General features: G+C 56.0%; 15 protein-coding genes and 1 other annotated feature. Of the genes, 6 read left to right on the top strand and 9 right to left on the bottom strand.

The annotated features are described in order from the left end of the window. Positions 1-100 precede the first annotated feature (100 nt). The 8 genes from NB311A_RS06795 to pabB form a co-directional block, all read right to left on the bottom strand. Complete coding sequence (locus NB311A_RS06795) at positions 101-952, bottom strand: hypothetical protein (RefSeq protein ID WP_009797762.1); 852 nt, start codon at positions 950-952, stop codon at positions 101-103. 61 nt (positions 953-1013) lie between these two features. Then, positions 1014-2036, bottom strand: coding sequence for a hypothetical protein (locus NB311A_RS06800; RefSeq protein ID WP_009797763.1), 1023 nt, complete (start codon positions 2034-2036; stop codon positions 1014-1016). A gap of 54 nt (positions 2037-2090) precedes the next feature. Beyond that, the gene (locus tag NB311A_RS06805) at positions 2091-2552 is read right to left on the bottom strand and encodes an adenylyltransferase/cytidyltransferase family protein (protein ID WP_009797764.1); all 462 of its coding nucleotides are present in this window, start codon (positions 2550-2552) and stop codon (positions 2091-2093) included. After that, positions 2549-3643, bottom strand: coding sequence for a LicD family protein (locus tag NB311A_RS06810; RefSeq protein WP_009797765.1), 1095 nt, complete (start codon positions 3641-3643; stop codon positions 2549-2551). The genes NB311A_RS06805 and NB311A_RS06810 overlap by 4 nt, the downstream gene beginning before the upstream one ends. A 150-nt stretch (positions 3644-3793) precedes the next feature. Then, the gene (locus NB311A_RS06815; RefSeq protein ID WP_009797766.1) at positions 3794-5107 is read right to left on the bottom strand and encodes a glycosyltransferase; all 1314 of its coding nucleotides are present in this window, start codon (positions 5105-5107) and stop codon (positions 3794-3796) included. Beyond that, a complete protein-coding gene (locus tag NB311A_RS06820) occupies positions 5104-6645 on the bottom strand; it encodes a glycosyltransferase family 2 protein (RefSeq protein WP_245256955.1) in 1542 nt (513 codons plus the stop codon). The genes NB311A_RS06815 and NB311A_RS06820 overlap by 4 nt, the downstream gene beginning before the upstream one ends. 19 nt (positions 6646-6664) lie before the next feature. Then, complete coding sequence (locus NB311A_RS19630) at positions 6665-7195, bottom strand: hypothetical protein (protein WP_009797768.1); 531 nt, start codon at positions 7193-7195, stop codon at positions 6665-6667. 385 nt (positions 7196-7580) lie between these two features. After that, complete coding sequence (pabB, locus tag NB311A_RS06830; protein WP_009797770.1) at positions 7581-9698, bottom strand: aminodeoxychorismate synthase component I; 2118 nt, start codon at positions 9696-9698, stop codon at positions 7581-7583. A 314-nt stretch (positions 9699-10012) separates the two neighbouring features. Between pabB and NB311A_RS06835 the strand changes: the two genes are divergently transcribed. Continuing rightward, on the top strand, positions 10013-10810 hold the full coding sequence (locus NB311A_RS06835; RefSeq protein ID WP_009797771.1) for a universal stress protein: 798 nt from the start codon (positions 10013-10015) through the stop codon (positions 10808-10810). Positions 10811-10986: 176 nt separating this feature from the next. Here NB311A_RS06835 and NB311A_RS06840 read toward each other — a convergent pair whose 3' ends face one another. Next, positions 10987-11706, bottom strand: a complete 720-nt coding sequence (locus NB311A_RS06840) for an FkbM family methyltransferase (RefSeq protein ID WP_009797772.1) — start codon at positions 11704-11706, stop codon at positions 10987-10989. Between the two features lie 645 nt (positions 11707-12351). Between NB311A_RS06840 and NB311A_RS06850 the strand changes: the two genes are divergently transcribed. From NB311A_RS06850 to NB311A_RS06870, 5 genes are all read left to right on the top strand, one after another. Further along, positions 12352-13583 (top strand): IS3 family transposase gene (locus tag NB311A_RS06850; RefSeq protein WP_086008680.1). Its coding sequence is split into 2 segments (ribosomal slippage): positions 12352-12643 and positions 12643-13583, totalling 1233 coding nucleotides; the frame shifts between segments, so codons are not numbered across the junction. Then, positions 12636-12752 (top strand) — a sequence feature (AL1L pseudoknot). (Overlaps the previous gene by 117 nt.) A gap of 310 nt (positions 13584-13893) precedes the next feature. Further along, complete coding sequence (locus NB311A_RS06855) at positions 13894-16212, top strand: TonB-dependent siderophore receptor (protein ID WP_040674169.1); 2319 nt, start codon at positions 13894-13896, stop codon at positions 16210-16212. Positions 16213-17327: 1115 nt separating this feature from the next. After that, entirely contained in the window at positions 17328-17555 is a 228-nt protein-coding gene (locus NB311A_RS06860; RefSeq protein WP_009797775.1) for an MbtH family protein, read from the top strand. A 16-nt stretch (positions 17556-17571) separates the two neighbouring features. Further along, complete coding sequence (locus NB311A_RS06865; RefSeq protein WP_083780398.1) at positions 17572-18327, top strand: thioesterase II family protein; 756 nt, start codon at positions 17572-17574, stop codon at positions 18325-18327. After that, a complete protein-coding gene (locus tag NB311A_RS06870; RefSeq protein ID WP_050752075.1) occupies positions 18296-19264 on the top strand; it encodes a TauD/TfdA family dioxygenase in 969 nt (322 codons plus the stop codon). The genes NB311A_RS06865 and NB311A_RS06870 overlap by 32 nt, the downstream gene beginning before the upstream one ends. The last annotated feature ends 29 nt before the right edge of the window (positions 19265-19293 follow it).

Raw genomic sequence — 19293 nt, forward strand, 5'->3', positions numbered from 1 at the left:
CCATGCCGACAGGCGCACGCGATTGAGCCTACAGAAGATCGAGCTGTTCTCGGCAAGTACAGTGAGCAGCCGGAGCCATGAGTTATGAGCTTCCTGTGACTTAAAATGCCCTGCCTTCCCGAATGCCAAATTCCAGGTAGTGGCAAGCCGCGCACAGGTCACTCAAATGCATCAGGTCAGCATGTTTTTTCTTGTAAGATCCGGCATCAAATCCGTCGGGTAAACTGCCTAGCGAATATGAACTGAAGAAATTAATGCCAGTATCGAGAAGCTCCTTTTCCCTGCACAGAGAAATGTCCTGGCCATGGAAGTATATGTCGGCCAAATTCGCCAGGCGCGTCATACCCGCCCGGTGAAGATTTTCTGTTTGCTTGCCGGGAATTTTCCATCTGACACTTATTCCGAGCGGGTCCAACGTCGACGTTGCATAGCGAGCGAAGTCATAGGCCGCGTCTGAGTAGGGATCCGAGTCGTAGTGCTTCCACAAGGCTATCACGACCTTTCGGATTCCGAACGGGCGACACAAGTCAACCCATTCACGCCGATAGACCTGATAGTATAGCCGGTCCAGAAGGGACGCGTGGCTGTTGGTCAAGAACTGGAGAAAGCCAGGAAACTGGAAGTCCGGAAATTTAGCGTCGATGATTATCTTTGTGTCTGGTAGAATCTTCAAGAGCCGTTCGACCATGTCGAACGTAACCGGATTGAATTTCTCGAATACCCGCAGTCGCTGAAACTCGTCCCGAGTTATTGACGCGAACTTGTTTTCAACTCCATAAAATCTCTGCTCAGCCTCGTCGTGGGCCAATGCGAAGCCGTCAGCCAGTTTAACGCAATCGAGTTCGATCTGTCTTTCGCCAGCTGCGAGCGAGGCAAGGACCGCCTCGATCGAGTTGGTTTGTGCATACCCGTCTATTTGGCCTCCGCCGTGGATGATCGTCTTTCCTGCCATCACGTGCCGCACTTTGATGTAGCTTCAGCCAACCTTTGATTGATCATGCACGCAGCTCCCCTCATTTCGCGCCGTCAAAGTTCCTGGCATAGTATAGAACCAGACTCGTGAGACTCTCTGGGTCCGTTTCCGGCAAGGCATGCGTTGGGCGCGGCGTCCACGATTGAATGATCGCCTGTTGGGGGCGAAGCTTATGGCCGTGCTCGAATAACTTGATGTGATTCTGCGCGTTATCGATCCACTCTTTGTTGGTGCGATCAGTCGGTAGTCCGTTATAGATAATGCCGATATCTTTTATCAGGTTCTCCGCGCGCAAGACGTCCAACTGCTGATAAAAACGCAGCGCAGCGGCGACCTGCCGCGAGCCGGCTGAAAACGGCACGTCCAATTGTATGAATGAGATGCGTGACCCCAGCCGTTCGCGAAGGCCGCGAAGCCATCTTTGTAGGTCACTTTGCCACTCCGGCTGATATGCGACGCCGCTCGGTTCGACATCTCCGATCTTCACCGCCGGAAAATCGTCGCGATAGACCCGAAGCACGGGCATCACAAGATCGATAACCTCCTCTACCGAGAGACGACATCCTGGTTTCTTGCCGGGGAGCCCTTTGTAATAGCGCCCGAACCACAGCGGCTCGTCCATTGCGACATACGCGATCGAGCCTCCCGCCTTCTTGATCTTTTCTGAAATCAATTTCGCGCGGGCGATCGTCGAGTAACCTTCGACCCCAGGGCCTCCACATGCCGGCTTGGCCACCGGAGTGTTCAGCACCCCCGCTTCAACGGCGATCGAAATACGACGAGCATTGAGATTCTCTACGATCAGGTTCACTTGATCCTGAGGAGCATGTTCGAGATACGATCCGTAGAGCTTGAAGACGCTGACGGCTTGAGCCGTCTTCCGCCAAGGGGCGTCAGATCTGAACATATCCAGAAAATCGACTGCGCGATTCAGGGGAGAAGGTGGAACAGAGGCTTGAGGGGCGATCCAGATCTCGGTTGCTGACAGGATGCCAGAAGCTCCTGAGAACAGCAGTAAGAGAATTGAAAGCGTTGATCGAACGAACAGGCGCTGCTTTCTCATTTCCGTATCCGACGATCGGGACGGGTCCAAACCCTCGCTATTGGATTGGAGGGCCTAGTACTTCTCCAGTTGCGCACGTAAATGATCGATCTTGTTCTTCATCGACGCAATTGTATCGCTATCGATTTTTCGTAGATACCCTTTGATATCGGTGGTGGAAACATTCGAGGTTCGGCTCACATACGTCACGATGCAGCCGGTTTCCGCAGACAGGTGATCGAATTTTCCGACCCAATCGTCGCCCATGGCGAATATTCTGACGTCGTGCTTTCGGATGTCGCTGGATTTCTGTTCCCACGTTTCCTCGGGTATCACCAGATCGACATACTTGCAGCTTGAAAGAATTTCAGCGCGCTCGTTGTATCGGATGACAGACTTCTTTCCCTTGATGTCGTTGAACTCATCAGTGGAGCATCCAACGATGAGACGATCTCCGAGGCTTCGCAGACGCTGCAGCAGGCGAACGTGACCCACGTGAAACAAATCAAAGGTTCCATAGGTGATCACATTGGTCATGTTGAACCACTCCGTCTTGAGATAGTGGTATCGTTGGCGAGCAGACAATCCTCGTAAATCTTACGAATCGTCGGATCGGAGAATTGTACGCTGTCGATGAAGCGCCGCAGGTGAACTGCTCGTTTCGCCTCTCTCTCTGTCCCGATCAAAACCTCAAGTTTGACGCTTGGGAATAAACGTTTCAAATCCAGGACCCAGAAGCTCTGGTCAGCTCCGGTCAGGGTGACATGGCCCAGCGCGTCTTCGCAGATCGTCTTCGCAATGGCGTCGAAGTTTTCGTCAGCCGACGTCTCGAATCTTCGGTTCGCATCCGGTACGAATTCGGCAAGTCGCTTTCGGCTCAAGCTCGGCGGTATGCCTCTTACCCTCGTGGACAGCAAAGCGTCATAGTCGAACTCGAATTTTTCCCAGTCAGATCCCATCAACTTGAGCGCAACTTTATCGTGTGAATGAACAACGATATTGGCGGCCACGTTGCCGTACTCGTGCCGAATGTCGTCTTCATAATTGCTGAAGACACGAGCGCGAAACGAATCCAGGTGAATGAATGTGCCCGGCCTGACCCACGTTTCGGGGACCTCTTTTGTATGGTACATGCCCCAGTTTGACAGATTTCTTATAAAGCCCGCTTCATCGACGCTTGTATAGAATACGTCTATCTGCGCCCACGGCACGACGACGGGTATCCCGTCGGCCAGTTCGATGGATGCGCGGCGGGAATTTGCGTCCTGCTGTAATGCTAGGATGTGGTATCCTCCCCCGGTATAGGGCGCAGCCACCGGCCAGCAAGCGTAGCCGCACTCTCGCAGCAAGGGCAGGATTCTGTTCTCGAAGATCTGAATCTGATCCTCGAAAATGATGACGTCCAGATCATCATTCCACGGGGGCATACGGCCATTCCGCACGTAGCCGACGATTGCGCCTGCGAACAGGAAATATTCGAGCTTATGACGTTCGAAGATGCGCAGGACCTGTTTGTAAATCTCCTTGGAGCCATCGGTTAGCTGTTCGTACTTCGCATTGGATATCCCTGCGATCGAGGTTCGAATGGCAGGGAGCGAATTGTCGAATAGGGGTGTTGCTAGATTCACGTGTGAACTCGCTTACTCATACTCGCCAGGATACCTGGTTCTTCCCATGTTACTGAGAAGCGAAAGGCCGATGGCTGCGAATATCGGCGAACAGCCTCGCTTCCGGAATGAAACTTGCTGCGTAAAAGGAGTCATCCGGCCCTCCCTGGGTCAGACCGCCACCGCGTCAACCTGGCGGCGATCGTAAACGGCAGGTGAAAACTCCTTCCAAAGGGTCAGGTGAGCGTCCAACATTTCGTCGTCGCTCCAGGGCTGCTCGATGGATCGGTTTGTCGCGATCCATTGCTGTTCGTTTCCGACCAGATTCAACATGAGAGCCGCCAGCGATCGGCCGTCTCGTGGTAGAAAAGTAAATCCGTTCTTTTGCGGGATCACTCTTTCCTTCAGCCCTGCGATCGCAGAAGCGATGACGGGCCGGCCGAACATCCAGGCTTCAGAGACAACAAGACCAAATATCTCCCACCAGGTTGACGGAACGATCACCCAATCGATCGATGCCATCCGTTCGGCCAGTTGATCACGACCGTAGGCCCCGTTCTCGCGCACGGTGATCCTGCCGAATTGGGATTTGCGGAGTTCTTCTACCTGTTGGTTGATCCGATCCATGTAAGGACCGGACGCGTAGTGCTTATTGCCGCCATTTATCTCGACAACGATGCCTTGTGCCGGAAGCCGCTGTTCTCTGCCAAGTAACAGAAGCGCATCGAATATGACGTCTACGCCCTTGTTGTCGATGAATTGTCCGAAGAAGCCGAAGCGATTGACTTGCCGCGAATGCTGGCTGCGGTCGAATGTGGCGCCAAGGTTGGTCTGGCCATTTGGTATGACGACGCATTTCTCCTGAGGCAGCCCCCACTCCACGTATCGCTCGGCGATGAACTCGGATGGAAAAACGAAAACGTCACACTCCCCGAGAGCGGCTTTCAGGCGGGCCGCCCGCAGCGTCACAAACTCCGGGCGAAGATCCGGGAAACACTTGTTGCACGAAACAGGGGAGGCTGATCGGCAAAGATCACGCGAGCCTCTCTTCACCATTTGGCCATCGGCCATGCATATCGCCATCATCTCATGGAAGGTGAAGCAGATGACCGCATCAGGAGCCGCGATCCTGGCCGCACGAATCGATTCCACTCCGACGCGATGATAATGGTGGAAGTGAATGACGTCTGGCTTGATCCGCTCGATCAATTCCCGAAAGAACTGGATCGAGCGCCAATCGCCGACTGAAAGGTGGAGGAAGTCGTAATACTGCGGGAAATAGAAGTACTGCCGCTCTTCGCCCTGGACAGGGACGATGGGCGCGCCGGGTTTGCCGTAGATTTGATCATGATTGGCTTCGAGCGCTGCTATGAAATAGGCATCGTGTCCGCGCTTCAGGCTAGCCTGAAACATTTCGTACGCCACCTGTTGAGCGCCGCCCGGCGCTATTGAAGGATGAAGATAGCTGACGTAGACAATCTTCATGGCGTCCGCCTGTTTGTCTTGGCGAGATTCTTGTCGAAATACGCGCCATGTTCGGCGGTGAAGAAGTGGCGATTCGCCATGGAGGCGCCGCGATATTCTTCACCGCGAGCGCGTGAACCCTGTCCTTCCAAATGCACAAGGCGAATTTGCGGGTGTATGCAAACAGGTCCATTCGAAGCGTTCCAACGTAACGACAGGTCGGCGTCTTCGTAGTGACCATAAATGTAGCGTGTAGAGAATCCTCCAAGCTTTTCAAACATTGGCCTTTCAAAGGCCATTACGGCGCCGGTTATCGCAGGCACAACTTTTGGCTTCTGCCATTCTCGTTCGGAGAACGGTACGCCCTTGTCAAAATGTTCGACGCGCAACAGGCGTCCGTATGGCGCCAGCACGGAATCGTCGGTGCGGTTGAGAGAGTTGCGTCGGACGAACTCATCTTTGTCGATGAACATGCCTGAATGCATGAGATTGTGATCATCATAGAACAACAATCCGCCCCATAGCGTCTTCCCAAGCTTGGTATCTGCCAGAACTTGGCTCATCTGGCGTGCATAAGCGGGGAGGGCATATACATCGGGATTGATGATGAAGATCCGGTTGCTTGCGGCATGATCGATGGCTGCATTGTTTGCCGCGCCAAAGCCTGCATTGTCTCCCAGGGCAATGACAGTGATCATCACGTCATAAAGGTCCGACATCAGACGCGCGTATCGCAACACTTCGTCCGCGTCCTCTGGCGAGTTGCAGACGTAGATCCATTCGCCGAAATCGATCCCAGCCTCCCGGAATAACATCGGCTGAAGTTTGATAGGCTCGGTTGAGCCGAATAATACGGTGACGAATGAGCTCGACACCTTTCGTGGCCGGAAGCGCTCAACGTAGGAGTTGGATACGGCCGATGCGACGTGAGACCGAAACAGTTGAATGAGAGCTGTTCCTGAGGCTCCGCAAAGAAAGCCATTCAGAGCTGCCTGTTTACCCGAATGAGATTCGCACGTCGCGATTATCTGCAGCAACGTATTTAGAAGGCGCTTGTCCGACACAATCTCCGGAGTAATCTTTGTCTGAAATGTGCCAGTCAGAGACGCCACCTGAAACAGAAGTGACTGCTTCAAAAGAGATTTCGAAGGGGACTGACCGAACCCAACAAACCCATAGTCGTAGGCGCCCTCGCGGATGTGTTGTTCGACATCCTTCCGGGCCTGCCTGAAACATGCGGTTCGCGGCAACTCGACGGTGAAATCGCCTCCGATCAGCTTCATTCGCGGAGTTTCACAGCCTTCATCCGCGAGCCAGCCAATGATCAGGCAGAACCCCGACTCCGACACCAAATATCGTTCGACCGAGCATGCCACGGTGCCCGGCTCACGGCGGATGGTGGAGTGCTTGTTCTCGTCGATTCCGAACCGCAGATAGTGGTCGAGCGCGCTGGCGGCTTCCCCCGAAGTTAACGCGTGGCGCGCGTGCGGATTGGATTCCAGGTATCGAGACTCGTCAAAGTTCCGAAGAGCTACAGGAAGCAGCGGCGCTTCTAACATGTTCATTCCTCAAAAAAACTCAGCGAGGCGGAGCGGGGAGCGCCAACCCGCGATAGCCACGCCTGACAAAATCTTCATGCGCGTGTTTTTCCTCTTCATCCTGATCCTGCTTGCGAACATGCATGTAACGGCGTGCATACCACCTCGCGTCAACGCCAGGTTTCGACGGCAACCTGCCTTCCGCGTATCCAAAGTTCTCGAAGTGCTCCGCGGCACTGGCTATCTTTCCCTCCAGCATTGCTTGAGCGACGTCGGGATAGGTCTCAAGGTACCATTCGCTATCTACAATCGTCGGAGAACCGAGCCGCCCCTCGAGATATCCTACCGATCTGAAGTGCGCCCATCCTGATGGAAACCGGGTGCTGCTGACGGCGGCCGCTATGTCGGGGTAAGTCGTGAGATACCAATCCTCGTCGAAGTCCCAGGAAGAGATATACAAATCAAGAAGTCCGGCCAGCGTCTTCCGAGGGAGCCTGACCTCGTCTGCATCGGTTTTGAACTGATCAGGCAAATCACCAAAGGCAACCCTGGGATGCGGGATATTCACCATTCGAACCTGTCCTCATTGCAATTCCTCAATATGTGCGCCGTGGTGTCCGTGCAGACCACGAAGGCAAATCTCAAGGCGCGACTCTTGATGTGTCTTTGCCCCATTGTTTGAAAATGATGAAATTCGGTGTGTTGTTGGACCGCTGTCATCGATAGTTCACACAAGCTGCTTTTCGGTTCACAAAATAGAAGTGCTTTGATTACAATCAGAGTCTCGATGGATTGATCGCTGCCCATGATGTCTTCTCATCAAAGGGTTCAAGTCGAGGAACCGTCATTTTCGTAAGAACCGGCTTTGGAGTTGTAGCGGCGGTCTCCGTCGCTTCGATGTCGTTTTCGATCTGCCGGACCATCTGACGCTGGAGTTTCCTCCACGATCTTTCTTCTTAGTTTTGAGCCATTCTATCGCCAGGCTCCGCCAGACGATATTGACGTTCGCTAAAGCTTCCAAATGTGGCGAGGACGATTGATTTGATCGAAGCCTCAGCCTTCAAGAGCATCTCCTCGAATTCTCCCTCGGGCGTGGATTCCGCAACCACTCCGCCTCCGACGCCGATAGAGAATCGTCCATCGGCCAGCACGATGGATCGGATCACGATACTCAGATCAGCAGCGCCATCATCACCCAGCCACCCAAGTGAGCCGGAATAGATGCCGCGGGCGCGCTGCTCCAACTGATCGATCAATTCAAGGGTGCGGGATTTCGGCGTTCCCGTCATCGATCCGCCTGGAAATGCGCCGCTACGCAACACGTCGATCAGCGTATACTCCGGCTTCAAAGTACCGCGTATCGTACTTACCAGTTGGTGGACGGTCTGATATGTTTCGACGTTAAACAAGCTTCGCACCGATACGCTCCCGGTCTCGCAACAGCGCGATAGATCGTGACGCAGGAGATCGACGATCATTCCGTTCTCCGCCCGGTTCTTTCGACCAGCCCGCAGTATTTCGGCCAGTTTCTGGTCTTCAAGCGGATCGGTGGCGCGCCGGATCGTTCCCTTGATCGGCTTTGCTTCGATGTTGCGGTCTGTATCGACTGCAAGAAAACGTTCGGGCGAAGCGCTTAGGACGGCTCCGCCGGGCCATTTGAGAAAAGCCGCAAACGGAGCGGGGTTGACGTTTCGCACTGCACGATAAACCCGCAGGGGCTCGACTGTGGCAGCGCAGGAAAGCTCGCTAGTCAAACAGACCTGATACGTCTCCCCTTGCGCGATCAAGTCGAGACAGCGAGCGACCTTGGAGAGATAGCTCTCTCTTCCATCTTTCATGAGGAATGCGAGAGGATCGCGGTCGGTCGCGTAAGGGAAATTCAGGGGCGGGCGCTTCGCCGATTCGATCCGCTTGAGTGTAGAGCGTATCCAATGCTGCGCGCGAGCGGCTTCATCGGGACTATCGATCGCACATACATACGTTTTCCCCTCGCGGTGATCGACGGCGATGAACCTGTCCGAACGGATCCACAAAGCGTCGGGAGTTACAGCCCGCCTCGTGGTCGGCGAGCCGCAATCATGTCGCAGCTCGTAGCCGAACCACCCGACATGACCGCCGACAAAAGGACATGGCGGCGCCGATTGCGGCCGGCCCGAATGCTCCCTTTGAAGATACGCGAATATATCGACGTTTTCGGTCCGGTGGCCACGAGCATCGTCGACAAGGGTCATCCTGTCAGCGCTGCGATACTGTACCGTCTGCGCATGTGGCCCTGTCGCATCTCCCATGTACGACCATCGTGAGAGCGGAGTCCCCCCAAGATTGCTGTCGAGCCAAAAGGCGAAGGGCTGATCGGCAAAGAGCGAACAGAACACCGTCTCGGTGTCAATCGCGCGCGGGATTTCGAGCCAGAATGCTTTGCGGGTCGTCGTAGCTGGCGGCGCAGCGCGCTGCTTGTCCGCCCGTGCGGGCGGTGGCGTCGAGGTTCGTCCCGTGCAGCGAAACGAAAGGTCGCGAAAGTTTCGCAGTAAGATCCGGCCGTTTTCTGTGAGAAACGATTCCGGATGGAATTGCACGCCCCATTGCGGCCGCCCGTGACGCGCGATCCCCATGACGAGGCCATCTTCGGTCCAGGCAATTTCCTCAAGAGCGGGCGGGAGAGGACGCTGGACAACAAAAGAATGATAGCGGGCCGCACTGAACAATGGTGGCATGCCTGCGAAGAGGCCGGACGCCTGATGCACGATTCTGGATGTGCGCCCATGAACGAGAGAGGGAGCCCGTGCCAGGGACGCGCCTGACGCGAGGGCAAGGCCCTGATGTCCCAAACATACGCCGAGCAAGGGCAAAGCGGCCGCTTCGATCGCGGCCTGGGATAAGCCGAAATCCGCCGCCCGGTCGGGTCGTCCCGGGCCCGGCGAGATGATGATATTATCGAATGGCCTTCGGGAGAGTTCGTCCCATGTCGTCGCATCGTTGCGGACGACCAGGGGCTCTTCCTGGTTTATTTCGGCGATCAAGTGCACCAGATTGTAGGTGAATGAATCGTAGTTGTCGATTATCAGAGTCCTCACGACATGACCTCGGCATGCACTGGTTCCCGCACGGAGGGACCGGCGAGGATTGATCGATCCGAACTGGTCGCAGGAAAAGTCAGAAACGATACATTTATCCGCGAAGTCTCGCATTCGCTACTGGCGGCGTGTCGTCCGGGCCTCTAATATTTTGCTACCGGTAAGACGATGAGCCATTTCGGAAGGACCGTTCATGCTTTCGACAGGATGCCAAGGTGCCGCACGAAAACCTTTGACGGTTTGAAGCTTTCAACCGTCCGTGATTTTCGATATCGTGGTCTCGCGACGGGTATTCGGATTGGGGAGCGAGTTATATGCTTAAAGACATTATTCTTCATCTGGAACGCGACCCCTCGCGGGATATCGTCCGGGATTTTGCCGCTTCGATAGCGGAAGTTTTTTCCGCCCATCTGACGGCGGTTATATTTAACTTTGAAGCGAACATTCCCGCCGAGGCTCTTGAGGATCTGTTTGCCGCGAGCGAGGCAGAGGCACGTGGCGCGATTGAGCGTTTCAAACTGGCCATGAAACGTGGCAATCTCTCAGCCGAACCGCGTCTCGTTTCAGGAACGTCTAAGACGTTCTCGGAAATGGCGCGGTGTTTTGATCTCAGTGTCGTCATGCAATCCGATGATCATAAGGGCGTCAACAACAGCATTCTTATCGAAACAACGCTCTTTGATTCCGGCCGGCCGCTCATCATCGTTCCAAACGTTCAGCAGGAGGCGTTGAAGCTCGAGAAGGTTGTGTGCTGTTGGGATGGAAGTCGCACCGCTGCGCGCGCCATCAATGATGCGTTGCCGTTTCTGAAAAGAGCCAGCACCGTCGAGCTGCTTATCGTCGAAGATGAAAAGACCGCTAATGAGCAGGTGCTTCGTGGCACCGTTATCGGTCAGCATCTCGCTCGACACGATATCAAAGTCAGGGTGGAAACGATACCAGCCGTTGATATGGATGTTGCGAATACCATTTTGAGGCATATTGCTGGCGGTTCGACGAGCCTGCTTGTGATGGGCGGCTATGGACACTCTCGCTTGCGTGAATTTGTCTTCGGAGGAGCGACGCGCGGTATGCTATCGGCGATGACCGTTCCTGTTTTTATGTCGCATTAAAGCGCGAGTGATGAACGTGATCCACGTATCATCTCATCACGGTCGACGTCTGCCATGGGGCTTAAGAGCAGCGGTCCTCACCGGATTGTGGTTGTTGTCGCTTTGAGAGATTATACCCAAGGAGACATCCGAGCAGGGCTCCAATGGCAATGACTGCCAAGCCCACGAACTGATCTTTAGCCACGACGAGATGCCTCTTCGGGAAACTGATTATAGATGTTCGGGCCGATCGTCGTGCCGATCGCCTCCGGCGGGAAGAACAGAAAGTCGCGATGGCCGCCATTGCCAAATTTGTAATGTGCCTCGCGGCTTAAATAGTTCAAGTATCGGTTGCCCAACATCATGACGCCGAAATACCCGAGCCCGATAAAGAAATCGAAAACGCCTTGCGCTTCGGATGGTGTGGCCTCGAACTGCACTACCGGCCGATAGCGGCGGATGGTGTGCTCGGCACCGCGGAAGACGTCGTGCTCATGCCCCTCGACGTCGCACTTGATGAATCTGAGATTGCTGAAGTCCATATCGATGGTGTCCAGCTTCGTAGTGGCGACCATCAGGGTTTCGTTGGCGACGTTACGGCGCGAGGGTTGCAGTGAGGCGCTGCCGTCTCCCACCCTCTGGCGCGCAAGGACAGCCACACCATCAACGCTGGAAAGGGCGACATTTAGCACCCTCATGTTGCGCCATTTGAAGATCGACTTGAGCCGGCTGATCGCTACGTTCATTTCTGGCTGCGGCTCGAAGGCGATCACCCGGCCAAGCCTGCCCACCGCGCGAGACATCCAGAAGCAATAAATGCCCTTGTTGGCTCCGATATCGAGAACGGTGGCGCCGCTTAGATCGAGCCGCATCAGCGTTTGGAGCTGGAGTTTTTCCGTCCGGTAACGATATCGCATGCACCGCGCCAGGAACCGCAGGGCGGAATAATAGGTCGAGAATTGCGCGGGTGCCACTGGCGTCTTCCTAGCGGTTCGTAGCTTTTCGTTTCATCCGGCTCACGTTGTTACCCAACATTTGCGTCGAGTGTCGACAGGGCAATCGGGGTTCATCAGAAGATGCAGTGGTTCTTCGCAGCCGCGATCAGGGTCGATGCGGTCGGCGCTCAATCACCGCTCCGCTAATGGGCGGCCGGGATTTTATTGTCTTGGCGGCATGTCTTAAGATCTCGCCGCAACTTGCGCGTGTAAGGGTCTTGCGGTAGACTTGCTGGTTTTAGCGGACGGGTGATTGGGCCTCCCGTTCACAAGCCCATGCACAAAATGGGGCGTTCCGCGGAGCGCTCTCTCCGATGGCTACCCGATCGGCCGAATTCCCTCCCGCGCTCGCTTGTGCGCGCTTCGCTTTGCAGCCGCGGTGAAAGCGGCGGGTCAGTAGTCTCGGTCATTTCCGCGAGCGACCCCGCAGGGATGCGTTTCGCCTTTATATTCAAGACATTCACGCTGCAGATCTTCAAAGGGAGGACCCGCTTGCGGGCCTCACCTGAAAGCGGCTTGAACCGCCCCGGGTTTGCCGGAGGCTCCAACTCCTGAGAGGATGGAGCCATGACAAGCAAGACGACGAACAAGTTTTCACCGGAGGTTCGGGCCCGAGCGGTTCGAATGGTTTTGGATCACGGCAGCGAGTATCCGTCCCGCTGGGCTGCGATTGAGGCGATAGCCCCCAAGATTGGCTGTTCCGGCCATACCCTGCTGGAATGGGTGAAGAAGGCGGAGATCGACAGCGGCAAGCGAGCAGGCGTCCCAACGGACGTGGCGGAGAAGCTGAAGGCGCTTGAGCGTGAGAACCGCGAGCTTCGGCAAGCCAATGAGATTCTGCGCAAGGCAAGCGCTTATTTTGCGACGGCGGAGCTCGACCGCCGGTCCAAGCCATGATCGCCTTCATCGACGATCATCGCGCGGCGCATGGGGTCGAGCCGATCTGCAAGGTTCTGTCGATCGCCCCCTCGACCTATCATGCCCATGTCGCCAAACGGCGTGATCCCGCCAAGCTGTCGGCGCGCGCCAGGCAGGATGTCATCCTGAAGATCGAGGTCCGGCGCGTCTTCGATGAGAACTTCCGCGTCTATGGCGTGCGCAAGATCTGGCGGCAACTCAAGCGCGAAGGCTTCGATATCGCCCGTTGTACGGTGTCACGATTGATGCGGACCATGGGCTTGCACGGTGTTATCCGCGGCAAGTCGGTCAGGACCACGATCGGCGACAAGGCGGCGCCATGCCCGCTGGATCACGTCAACCGCCAGTTCAAGGCGTCGAGGCCGAATGCGCTTTGGCTCTCCGACTTCACCTATGTTGCCACCTGGACCGGCTTCATCTATGTCGCCTTCGTCATCGACGCCTATGCCCGCAGGATCGTCGGCTGGCGGGCATCACGTTCGGCGCACGCCGGCTTCGTGCTCGATGCGCTGGAGCAAGCCCTGCACGATCGACGGCCGGTCCATCGCGGCGGGCTCGTACACCACAGCGACAGAGGAAGTCAGTACGTATCCATCAAGTACACCGAGCGCCTGGCTGAAGCTGGCATCGAGCCGTCTGTCGGCAGTGTCGGCGATTCCTACGATAATGCTCTCGCCGAAACCATCAACGGCCTCTACAAAGCTGAGGTGATCCACCGACGCGGACCGTGGCGTAGCTTCGAGGCCGTCGAGTTCGCAACGCTGGAATGGGTCGATTGGTTCAACAACCGACGGCTCTTGGAGCCCATCGGAAACATCCCGCCCGCCGAAGCCGAGCAACGCTACTACGCCATGCTGGAACAATCGGCCATGGCGGCATAACTTAAACCAAACGGCCTCCGGCAAACCCGGGGCGGTTCAGCTGAAGCTCTCATCGTCTCCGGACCATAGTTCATTGGCGAGCCGCGTAAACTTCGTTTCAGAATGCGGCGGCGACTGTATCGAGCCGCAGCAATCCGTCGCCCGGGACGGCGTTCGTCCTGAAGTGTTGTGAGAAAACCTCAGTCGCGATGCACCGTACACTTTTAGATGGCTTCTAGCCTATGATTCGTTCGCAAGAATCAGTTCCTGTGTTAGGAGCCGCTGGGGATCACTTTTAACGGAATTTTTAAGGGAATTAGGGGCGGGGACGATGCGAGAACTCTCGGCTAAAACTATTGTGAGCATAGCGTCGCTGGGAGCAGTGAGCTATTTTGTCGTTTCCGTGGATTCATCGGGCGATATTCGACCAGCGCTCGCGCAGCAATCCAACCTGCCGCCTGTAACTATCGTCGCGCCCAAGCCGAAAGCACGACAGTCGGTCAAGCGGTCACGAACCCGAACGGCCAGTCCGGTCCGGAGACAAGTCGCCGCGCCGGCGCCGCGCCAGGCGGCGCCTGTCCCTTTCATGGTGCCTTCGACCGGGACAGTCGGCACCGTGCCGCCGGTATATGCCGGTGGCCAGGTTGCAACGGGCGCGAGCCTGGGAATGCTCGGCAACCGCAGCGTGATGGACACGCCGTTCAATCAGACAAGCTATACGTCTCAACTCATAGAAAACCAGCAGGCGCGGACGATTCGCGACGTGCTTGATAACGATCCTTCAGTCAGGACGATTCAAGCAGCCGGCGGCGGCGCCGATGGTGTCTTTATCCGGGGTTTCTACTATGACAGCGGCGATTACGGCCTGAACGGGCTCTACGGAATCGCGCCGTACTACTCCACCAGGGCCAATTTCGTCGAGCGCGTCGAAGTCCTCAAGGGACCGAGCGCTCTGCTCAACGGCATGACCGTCGGCGGCACCGGCGCCACCAGCGGCGGGGCGGTCGGCGGCACCATCAATTTGATCAGCAAACATGCGACCGACCTCGACATCACGCGAATAACGGGGACTTATGTTTCCCAATCGCAGTTCGGAGCAAATGTCGACCTCGGCCGGCGGTACGGCGAACACAAGGAGTGGGGCGTCAGGCTGAACAGCACCTACTCGAACGGCAATACACCGTGGAATCGGCAGACGGACGAGTTTGGAAACGTCGTCCTCGGGGTTGATTATCGGGGCGAAAGGGTGCGCGCGGCTTTCGATGTCGGCTATCAGGCGGATAATCTGAGGCCGCCTATGCGATTCTTCGGGCTTGGCGCGACGACGGCCATTCCTCAGCCGCCGAAACCTGGCCTCAATTTCCAGGTTCCGTGGGCCTATTATGCGCCCACGGACTTCTTCACCACTGTAGAAGGAGAGGTCGATTTAACCGACTGGATGACCGCCTATGCCGTGTTCGGTTATCACGACAGCAACATCAACTATCTCTATCCGTCACCCAACATCGTCAATGGTGCGGGGGATCTCATTGGGCGGCCGGGTCGTGGCAAGGAGACGTTCGAGACCTTCGCGGGCACGACTGGTATCCGGGCGAACGTCGATACCGGGCCTATTCATCACTTGATGAATATCAACTACTCGGTCAACGATCGGAGCTACAATCAGAACCTTGGCGCAGCGGGTCTAATTGCCTGGAACCTCTACACCGAACCGACCAACATACCGGCGCCCGCCAACTTCAATGCATTAGCTCTCAGCCAGGTAACCGGCGTCAGGCTGTCGAGCATCGGCCTATCCGATACCATGTCGATGCTGAACGACCGGGTGCAGTTCACCGTTGGCGCTCGTCACCAGACCGCCGGCTCGGGTGTGATGGTTTTGACGGGGCCGGGCACGAGCCGGCCGGAGCAAAGCACGTCAGTGTGGACCCCGGCCTATGCGATTGTTGTCAAGCCGGTCGAACGCATCTCGCTCTATGCAAACTATATCGAAGGTCTGCAGACACCCGTTGTGGTGCCCGGTATTTTTGCGAATGCCGGGACCGTATTCCCGCCAACACCAACCCAGCAAGCCGAGGGCGGCATAAAGTTCGACGCCGGCCGGATCACGGCAACGCTGAGCTATTTCGATATCAGTCAGCGGAGCATCATCACTGTCGGTACGCTCGGGAATCAGACTCAGGAACTCAACGGTATACAGCGTAACCGCGGCATGGAACTCAATGTATTCGGAGAGATCACTCCCGCCATCCGCGTTCTCGGCGGCGCCGCTTTGATCGACGGTGTGCAGGAAAGGACGCAAAACGGGATCAACGACGGAAAGAAAGCAGTCGGCGTTCCTGCGATCACAGCGAATATCGGTGCGGAATGGGATACACCCTTCGTGCGCGGCCTCACCGTGACCGGCAGGGTCATCTATACCGGCACGCAATATGCGAATGTCACAAACACGCTGACGATACCTGACTGGACACGGGTCGATCTGGGAGCGCGATACACCTTTGATTCGCCCTGGAACGGGAAGCCGATTATTGTCCGGGCCATGGTACAAAACGTCGCAAATCAGGCTTACTGGGCATCGGCATATAGCGGGGTTATCACGCTTGCAGCTCCCCGGACCTACCTGGTCTCGACGACCTTCAACTTCTAGAGCATTTTCGCTTCTGGCTGAATCAGAAGCGAAGCTCCAGTTGTTTTGGTGCGTTTTTTCACGCGAAACGATATCCGTCCTCGGGTTAAGCCCGAGGCATGCCTCGCTCGAAAACGCTATAGAGCGTCTCTCGGCTTATAGCTGTATCTCCAGCGTTTGATGCATAGAGGCAGCGAAGGTTGTGAGCAGGTGCGGCGTGGCGCCCACGTCGCGTCCACCATATCCTTCAGCGAGCACCCGGCTTCGATCCTGCTGATCTCAGCTTGCTCCTCTCGGTTATCGGTTTGCCTCCGCCTGAGCCGATCTTCATCCGAAGATCAGCGATGGAGAAGCGTTCGGTTGGATCATCCGACGGCAGCGCGGTGAGCTGAGCCCGCTTGTCGTTGTTTGCGCTATATGACGAGCGATAACCAGCTTGAGAACCTCGGCCGGCCCGGATAAAGCGGTGCGCGCGTCCGAGCCGGCGAGCACCAAAGAAAAAAGAGAATGTTTTCGATGGCGCTTACGCCAGGCGGCTGAACAGCCATAATGTGTCCGGCGGAAGCGCGCCTTGGTTTGATGCAGTTCGCTGTCTTGAGCGAAGCAGTTGGTATCAGAATGATCGCCCCGGCGATCTCTGAAACTCAGGCTACGATTTCTGATTCAAAATTTCCGCTTTCTGTTTTTCTCTCTCGGCTCGAGCTATGATCAGTAGCCCTGTTCTCAGTCGCTCTGGTCCTTGAATCCATGGCGTTCAAGAAGAGGATCGCCTTTCAAACTCGGTCGCGATCATCACTTAAGAGCATGATCCCCAAAAGCGGAAACCGGCTTTTCGGATAAGATCATGCTCGATCAAAAAAGGCTGGAGTCTGGTTCAGCGCAGTTCAATCAGCCGCGAATGTGATCGTGACCTTTCTGCGACGGACGCGCATGGCGTCAAAAAGTTATCGCAGTTAAAATTAAACTTCGCCCTATTGTTATCTTTTTTCGCCACAGTGATGGCGAGTGTGAATGTTCCCATCATCAGTTTTGAGACATTAAAAAATACTCTCGTCGGTATTGCTTTGACCGGCCTCTGCTTCTGACTTAGTCAAACATCGTCGCTTTCGTTTTCTGAACAAGGAGGCCGGGCCGTGATGGTGTTTGATAGAGACGATGTGACATTTGCTGTCGTGATCAATGATGAAGAGCAATATTCCATCTGGCCGACGTTCAAAGACGTCCCCGCCGGCTGGAAAGAGGTAGGCAAGACCGGCAGCAAGAAGGAATGCCTCGACTACATCGAACAGGTGTGGACCGATATGCGTCCCTTGAGTTTGCGAAAATTCATGGACGAAGCGCCGTCACAAAATCAGCGTAACTAGCGAGCCAATTCAACCTATGCGGCTTCTGTGTCTGCCTTACTCTGGCGGAAGCGCGATGTGCTATGCGCGCTGGCGCAGGCTTCTGCCGTCGTGGATCGATGTCTGGCCTGTCGAATGGCCTGGGCGCGGCGCGCGGATGGATGAGGCGTTGGCAACCAATCCTCACACGCTGGCTGCGCAACTCGCCGACGAGCTCGGCGCGCATCTCGATGTTCCTTATGCAGTGTTCGGCCATAGCCTCGGCGCGATTATCGCATTTGAACTGGTTCACAATCTGCTCGACCGCGGCGCGAGGGCGCCAGCCGTCCTTTTCGCATCGGGCGCGGAAGCGCCGGCGGTTCGGGACAACAGCAAGTGGCGTCTTCCTTTGAACGATGAGGCGCTGTTGCAGGAGTTGCGCCGTCTTCGGGGTACTCCTGACGAGGTGCTCTCGAATATGGAGTTGATGCAATCGGTGCTGCCGGTGTTGCGCGCCGATTTCATGATGTGTGGTGCCTACGTTTATGGGATGCGGCCCCGTTTGCCTTGCTCCCTGCATGTGTTTGGCGGGGCCGATGACGAGACCAGCAACGAGGGCCTGCGGGCCTGGGAGCAGGAAACTTCGGCATCGTTCCGGATGGACGTATTGCCGGGGCATCACTTCTTCATTCACACGCGGCAGGCCGAGTTGATCGATCTCATCGGATCCGCGCTGGCGGCACAATCAGGACGATCGGCTAATTCACATCGGAGTGACGAGTATGAGCGCATTCTCCATTCAGCCACTCATTGATGGTCGGCGCCTTCCTTTACTGCTTAAGGCAGAGGAAGTGGGACAATCGTTGGACGAGGTGCTTCCTATGCTGCGGTCGATCATCGACAGACATCTGACCGATTGCGGTGGCATCGTGTTTCGTGATTTCTCTCTGAACGGTCCTGATGCATTTCGTGCTTTCGCCGCGGGGTTCGGGCACCCTCTGCTCACATACGAATTCGGTTCGACGCCGCGTTCGCAGGTCACTTCCGGCGTCTACACTTCTACTGAATATCCGCCCCACCAGCATATTCCGTTACATAACGAACAGGCCTACACGCGCGATTGGCCGATGAAGATTTGGTTCTATTGCATGCAACCCGCGCTGGAAGGCGGGGAGACGCCGATTGCTGATAGCCGCGCCATTTATAACGATATGCCGGCGGACATTCGTGAACGCTTTGCCGATAAGGGAGTGATGTATGTGCGCAATTACGGCAATGGTCTCGACGTCGATTGGCAGAACGTGTTCGGAACCGACTCCCAAGCGGAAGTCGAAGCGTACTGCGCCGATCATGATATCGAATGCGAATGGATGGATGGCGGCGAGCTTCGCACCCGCCAGGTCTGTCAGGGTACCGCGCGCCATCCGGTGACGGGAGAATGGGTCTGGTTTAATCAAGCGCATTTGTTTCACGTCTCCAATCTTGATCCCGAAGTGCGCGAGAGCTTGCTCGACGTTGTCGGCGACGAGATGCATCTGCCGCGCAATGCCTTCTATGGTGACGGTTCGAGAATTGACGACGAAACGTTGTCTGCCGTTCGTGCCACGCTCGACAAGCACAAGATCAGCTTTCCATGGCAAGCAGGCGACGTTGTGATGCTCGATAACATGCTCACGGCTCACGCCCGCGTACCCTTCAAGGGGCCGCGCAAGGTGATTGTCGCGATGGCGGAAGCTAATCCGCAAAGCTGATTGCTCGCATTCGTCGTAGCGCATGGTGA

It is taken from the genome of Nitrobacter sp. Nb-311A, from assembly GCF_000152905.1.
Lineage (GTDB): Bacteria > Pseudomonadota > Alphaproteobacteria > Rhizobiales > Xanthobacteraceae > Nitrobacter.

Coding starts and splice junctions, on each gene's coding strand:
- NB311A_RS06795 (WP_009797762.1), bottom strand. CDS start 952: ATGGCAGGAAAGACGATCATCCACGGCGGAGGCCAAATAGACGGGTAT.
- NB311A_RS06800 (WP_009797763.1), bottom strand. CDS start 2,036: ATGAGAAAGCAGCGCCTGTTCGTTCGATCAACGCTTTCAATTCTCTTA.
- NB311A_RS06805 (WP_009797764.1), bottom strand. CDS start 2,552: ATGACCAATGTGATCACCTATGGAACCTTTGATTTGTTTCACGTGGGT.
- NB311A_RS06815 (WP_009797766.1), bottom strand. CDS start 5,107: ATGAAGATTGTCTACGTCAGCTATCTTCATCCTTCAATAGCGCCGGGC.
- NB311A_RS06820 (WP_245256955.1), bottom strand. CDS start 6,645: ATGTTAGAAGCGCCGCTGCTTCCTGTAGCTCTTCGGAACTTTGACGAG.
- NB311A_RS19630 (WP_009797768.1), bottom strand. CDS start 7,195: ATGGTGAATATCCCGCATCCCAGGGTTGCCTTTGGTGATTTGCCTGAT.
- NB311A_RS06835 (WP_009797771.1), top strand. CDS start 10,013: ATGCTTAAAGACATTATTCTTCATCTGGAACGCGACCCCTCGCGGGAT.
- NB311A_RS06840 (WP_009797772.1), bottom strand. CDS start 11,706: ATGCGATATCGTTACCGGACGGAAAAACTCCAGCTCCAAACGCTGATG.
- NB311A_RS06855 (WP_040674169.1), top strand. CDS start 13,894: ATGCGAGAACTCTCGGCTAAAACTATTGTGAGCATAGCGTCGCTGGGA.
- NB311A_RS06860 (WP_009797775.1), top strand. CDS start 17,328: ATGGTGTTTGATAGAGACGATGTGACATTTGCTGTCGTGATCAATGAT.
- NB311A_RS06865 (WP_083780398.1), top strand. CDS start 17,572: ATGCGGCTTCTGTGTCTGCCTTACTCTGGCGGAAGCGCGATGTGCTAT.
- NB311A_RS06870 (WP_050752075.1), top strand. CDS start 18,296: ATGAGCGCATTCTCCATTCAGCCACTCATTGATGGTCGGCGCCTTCCT.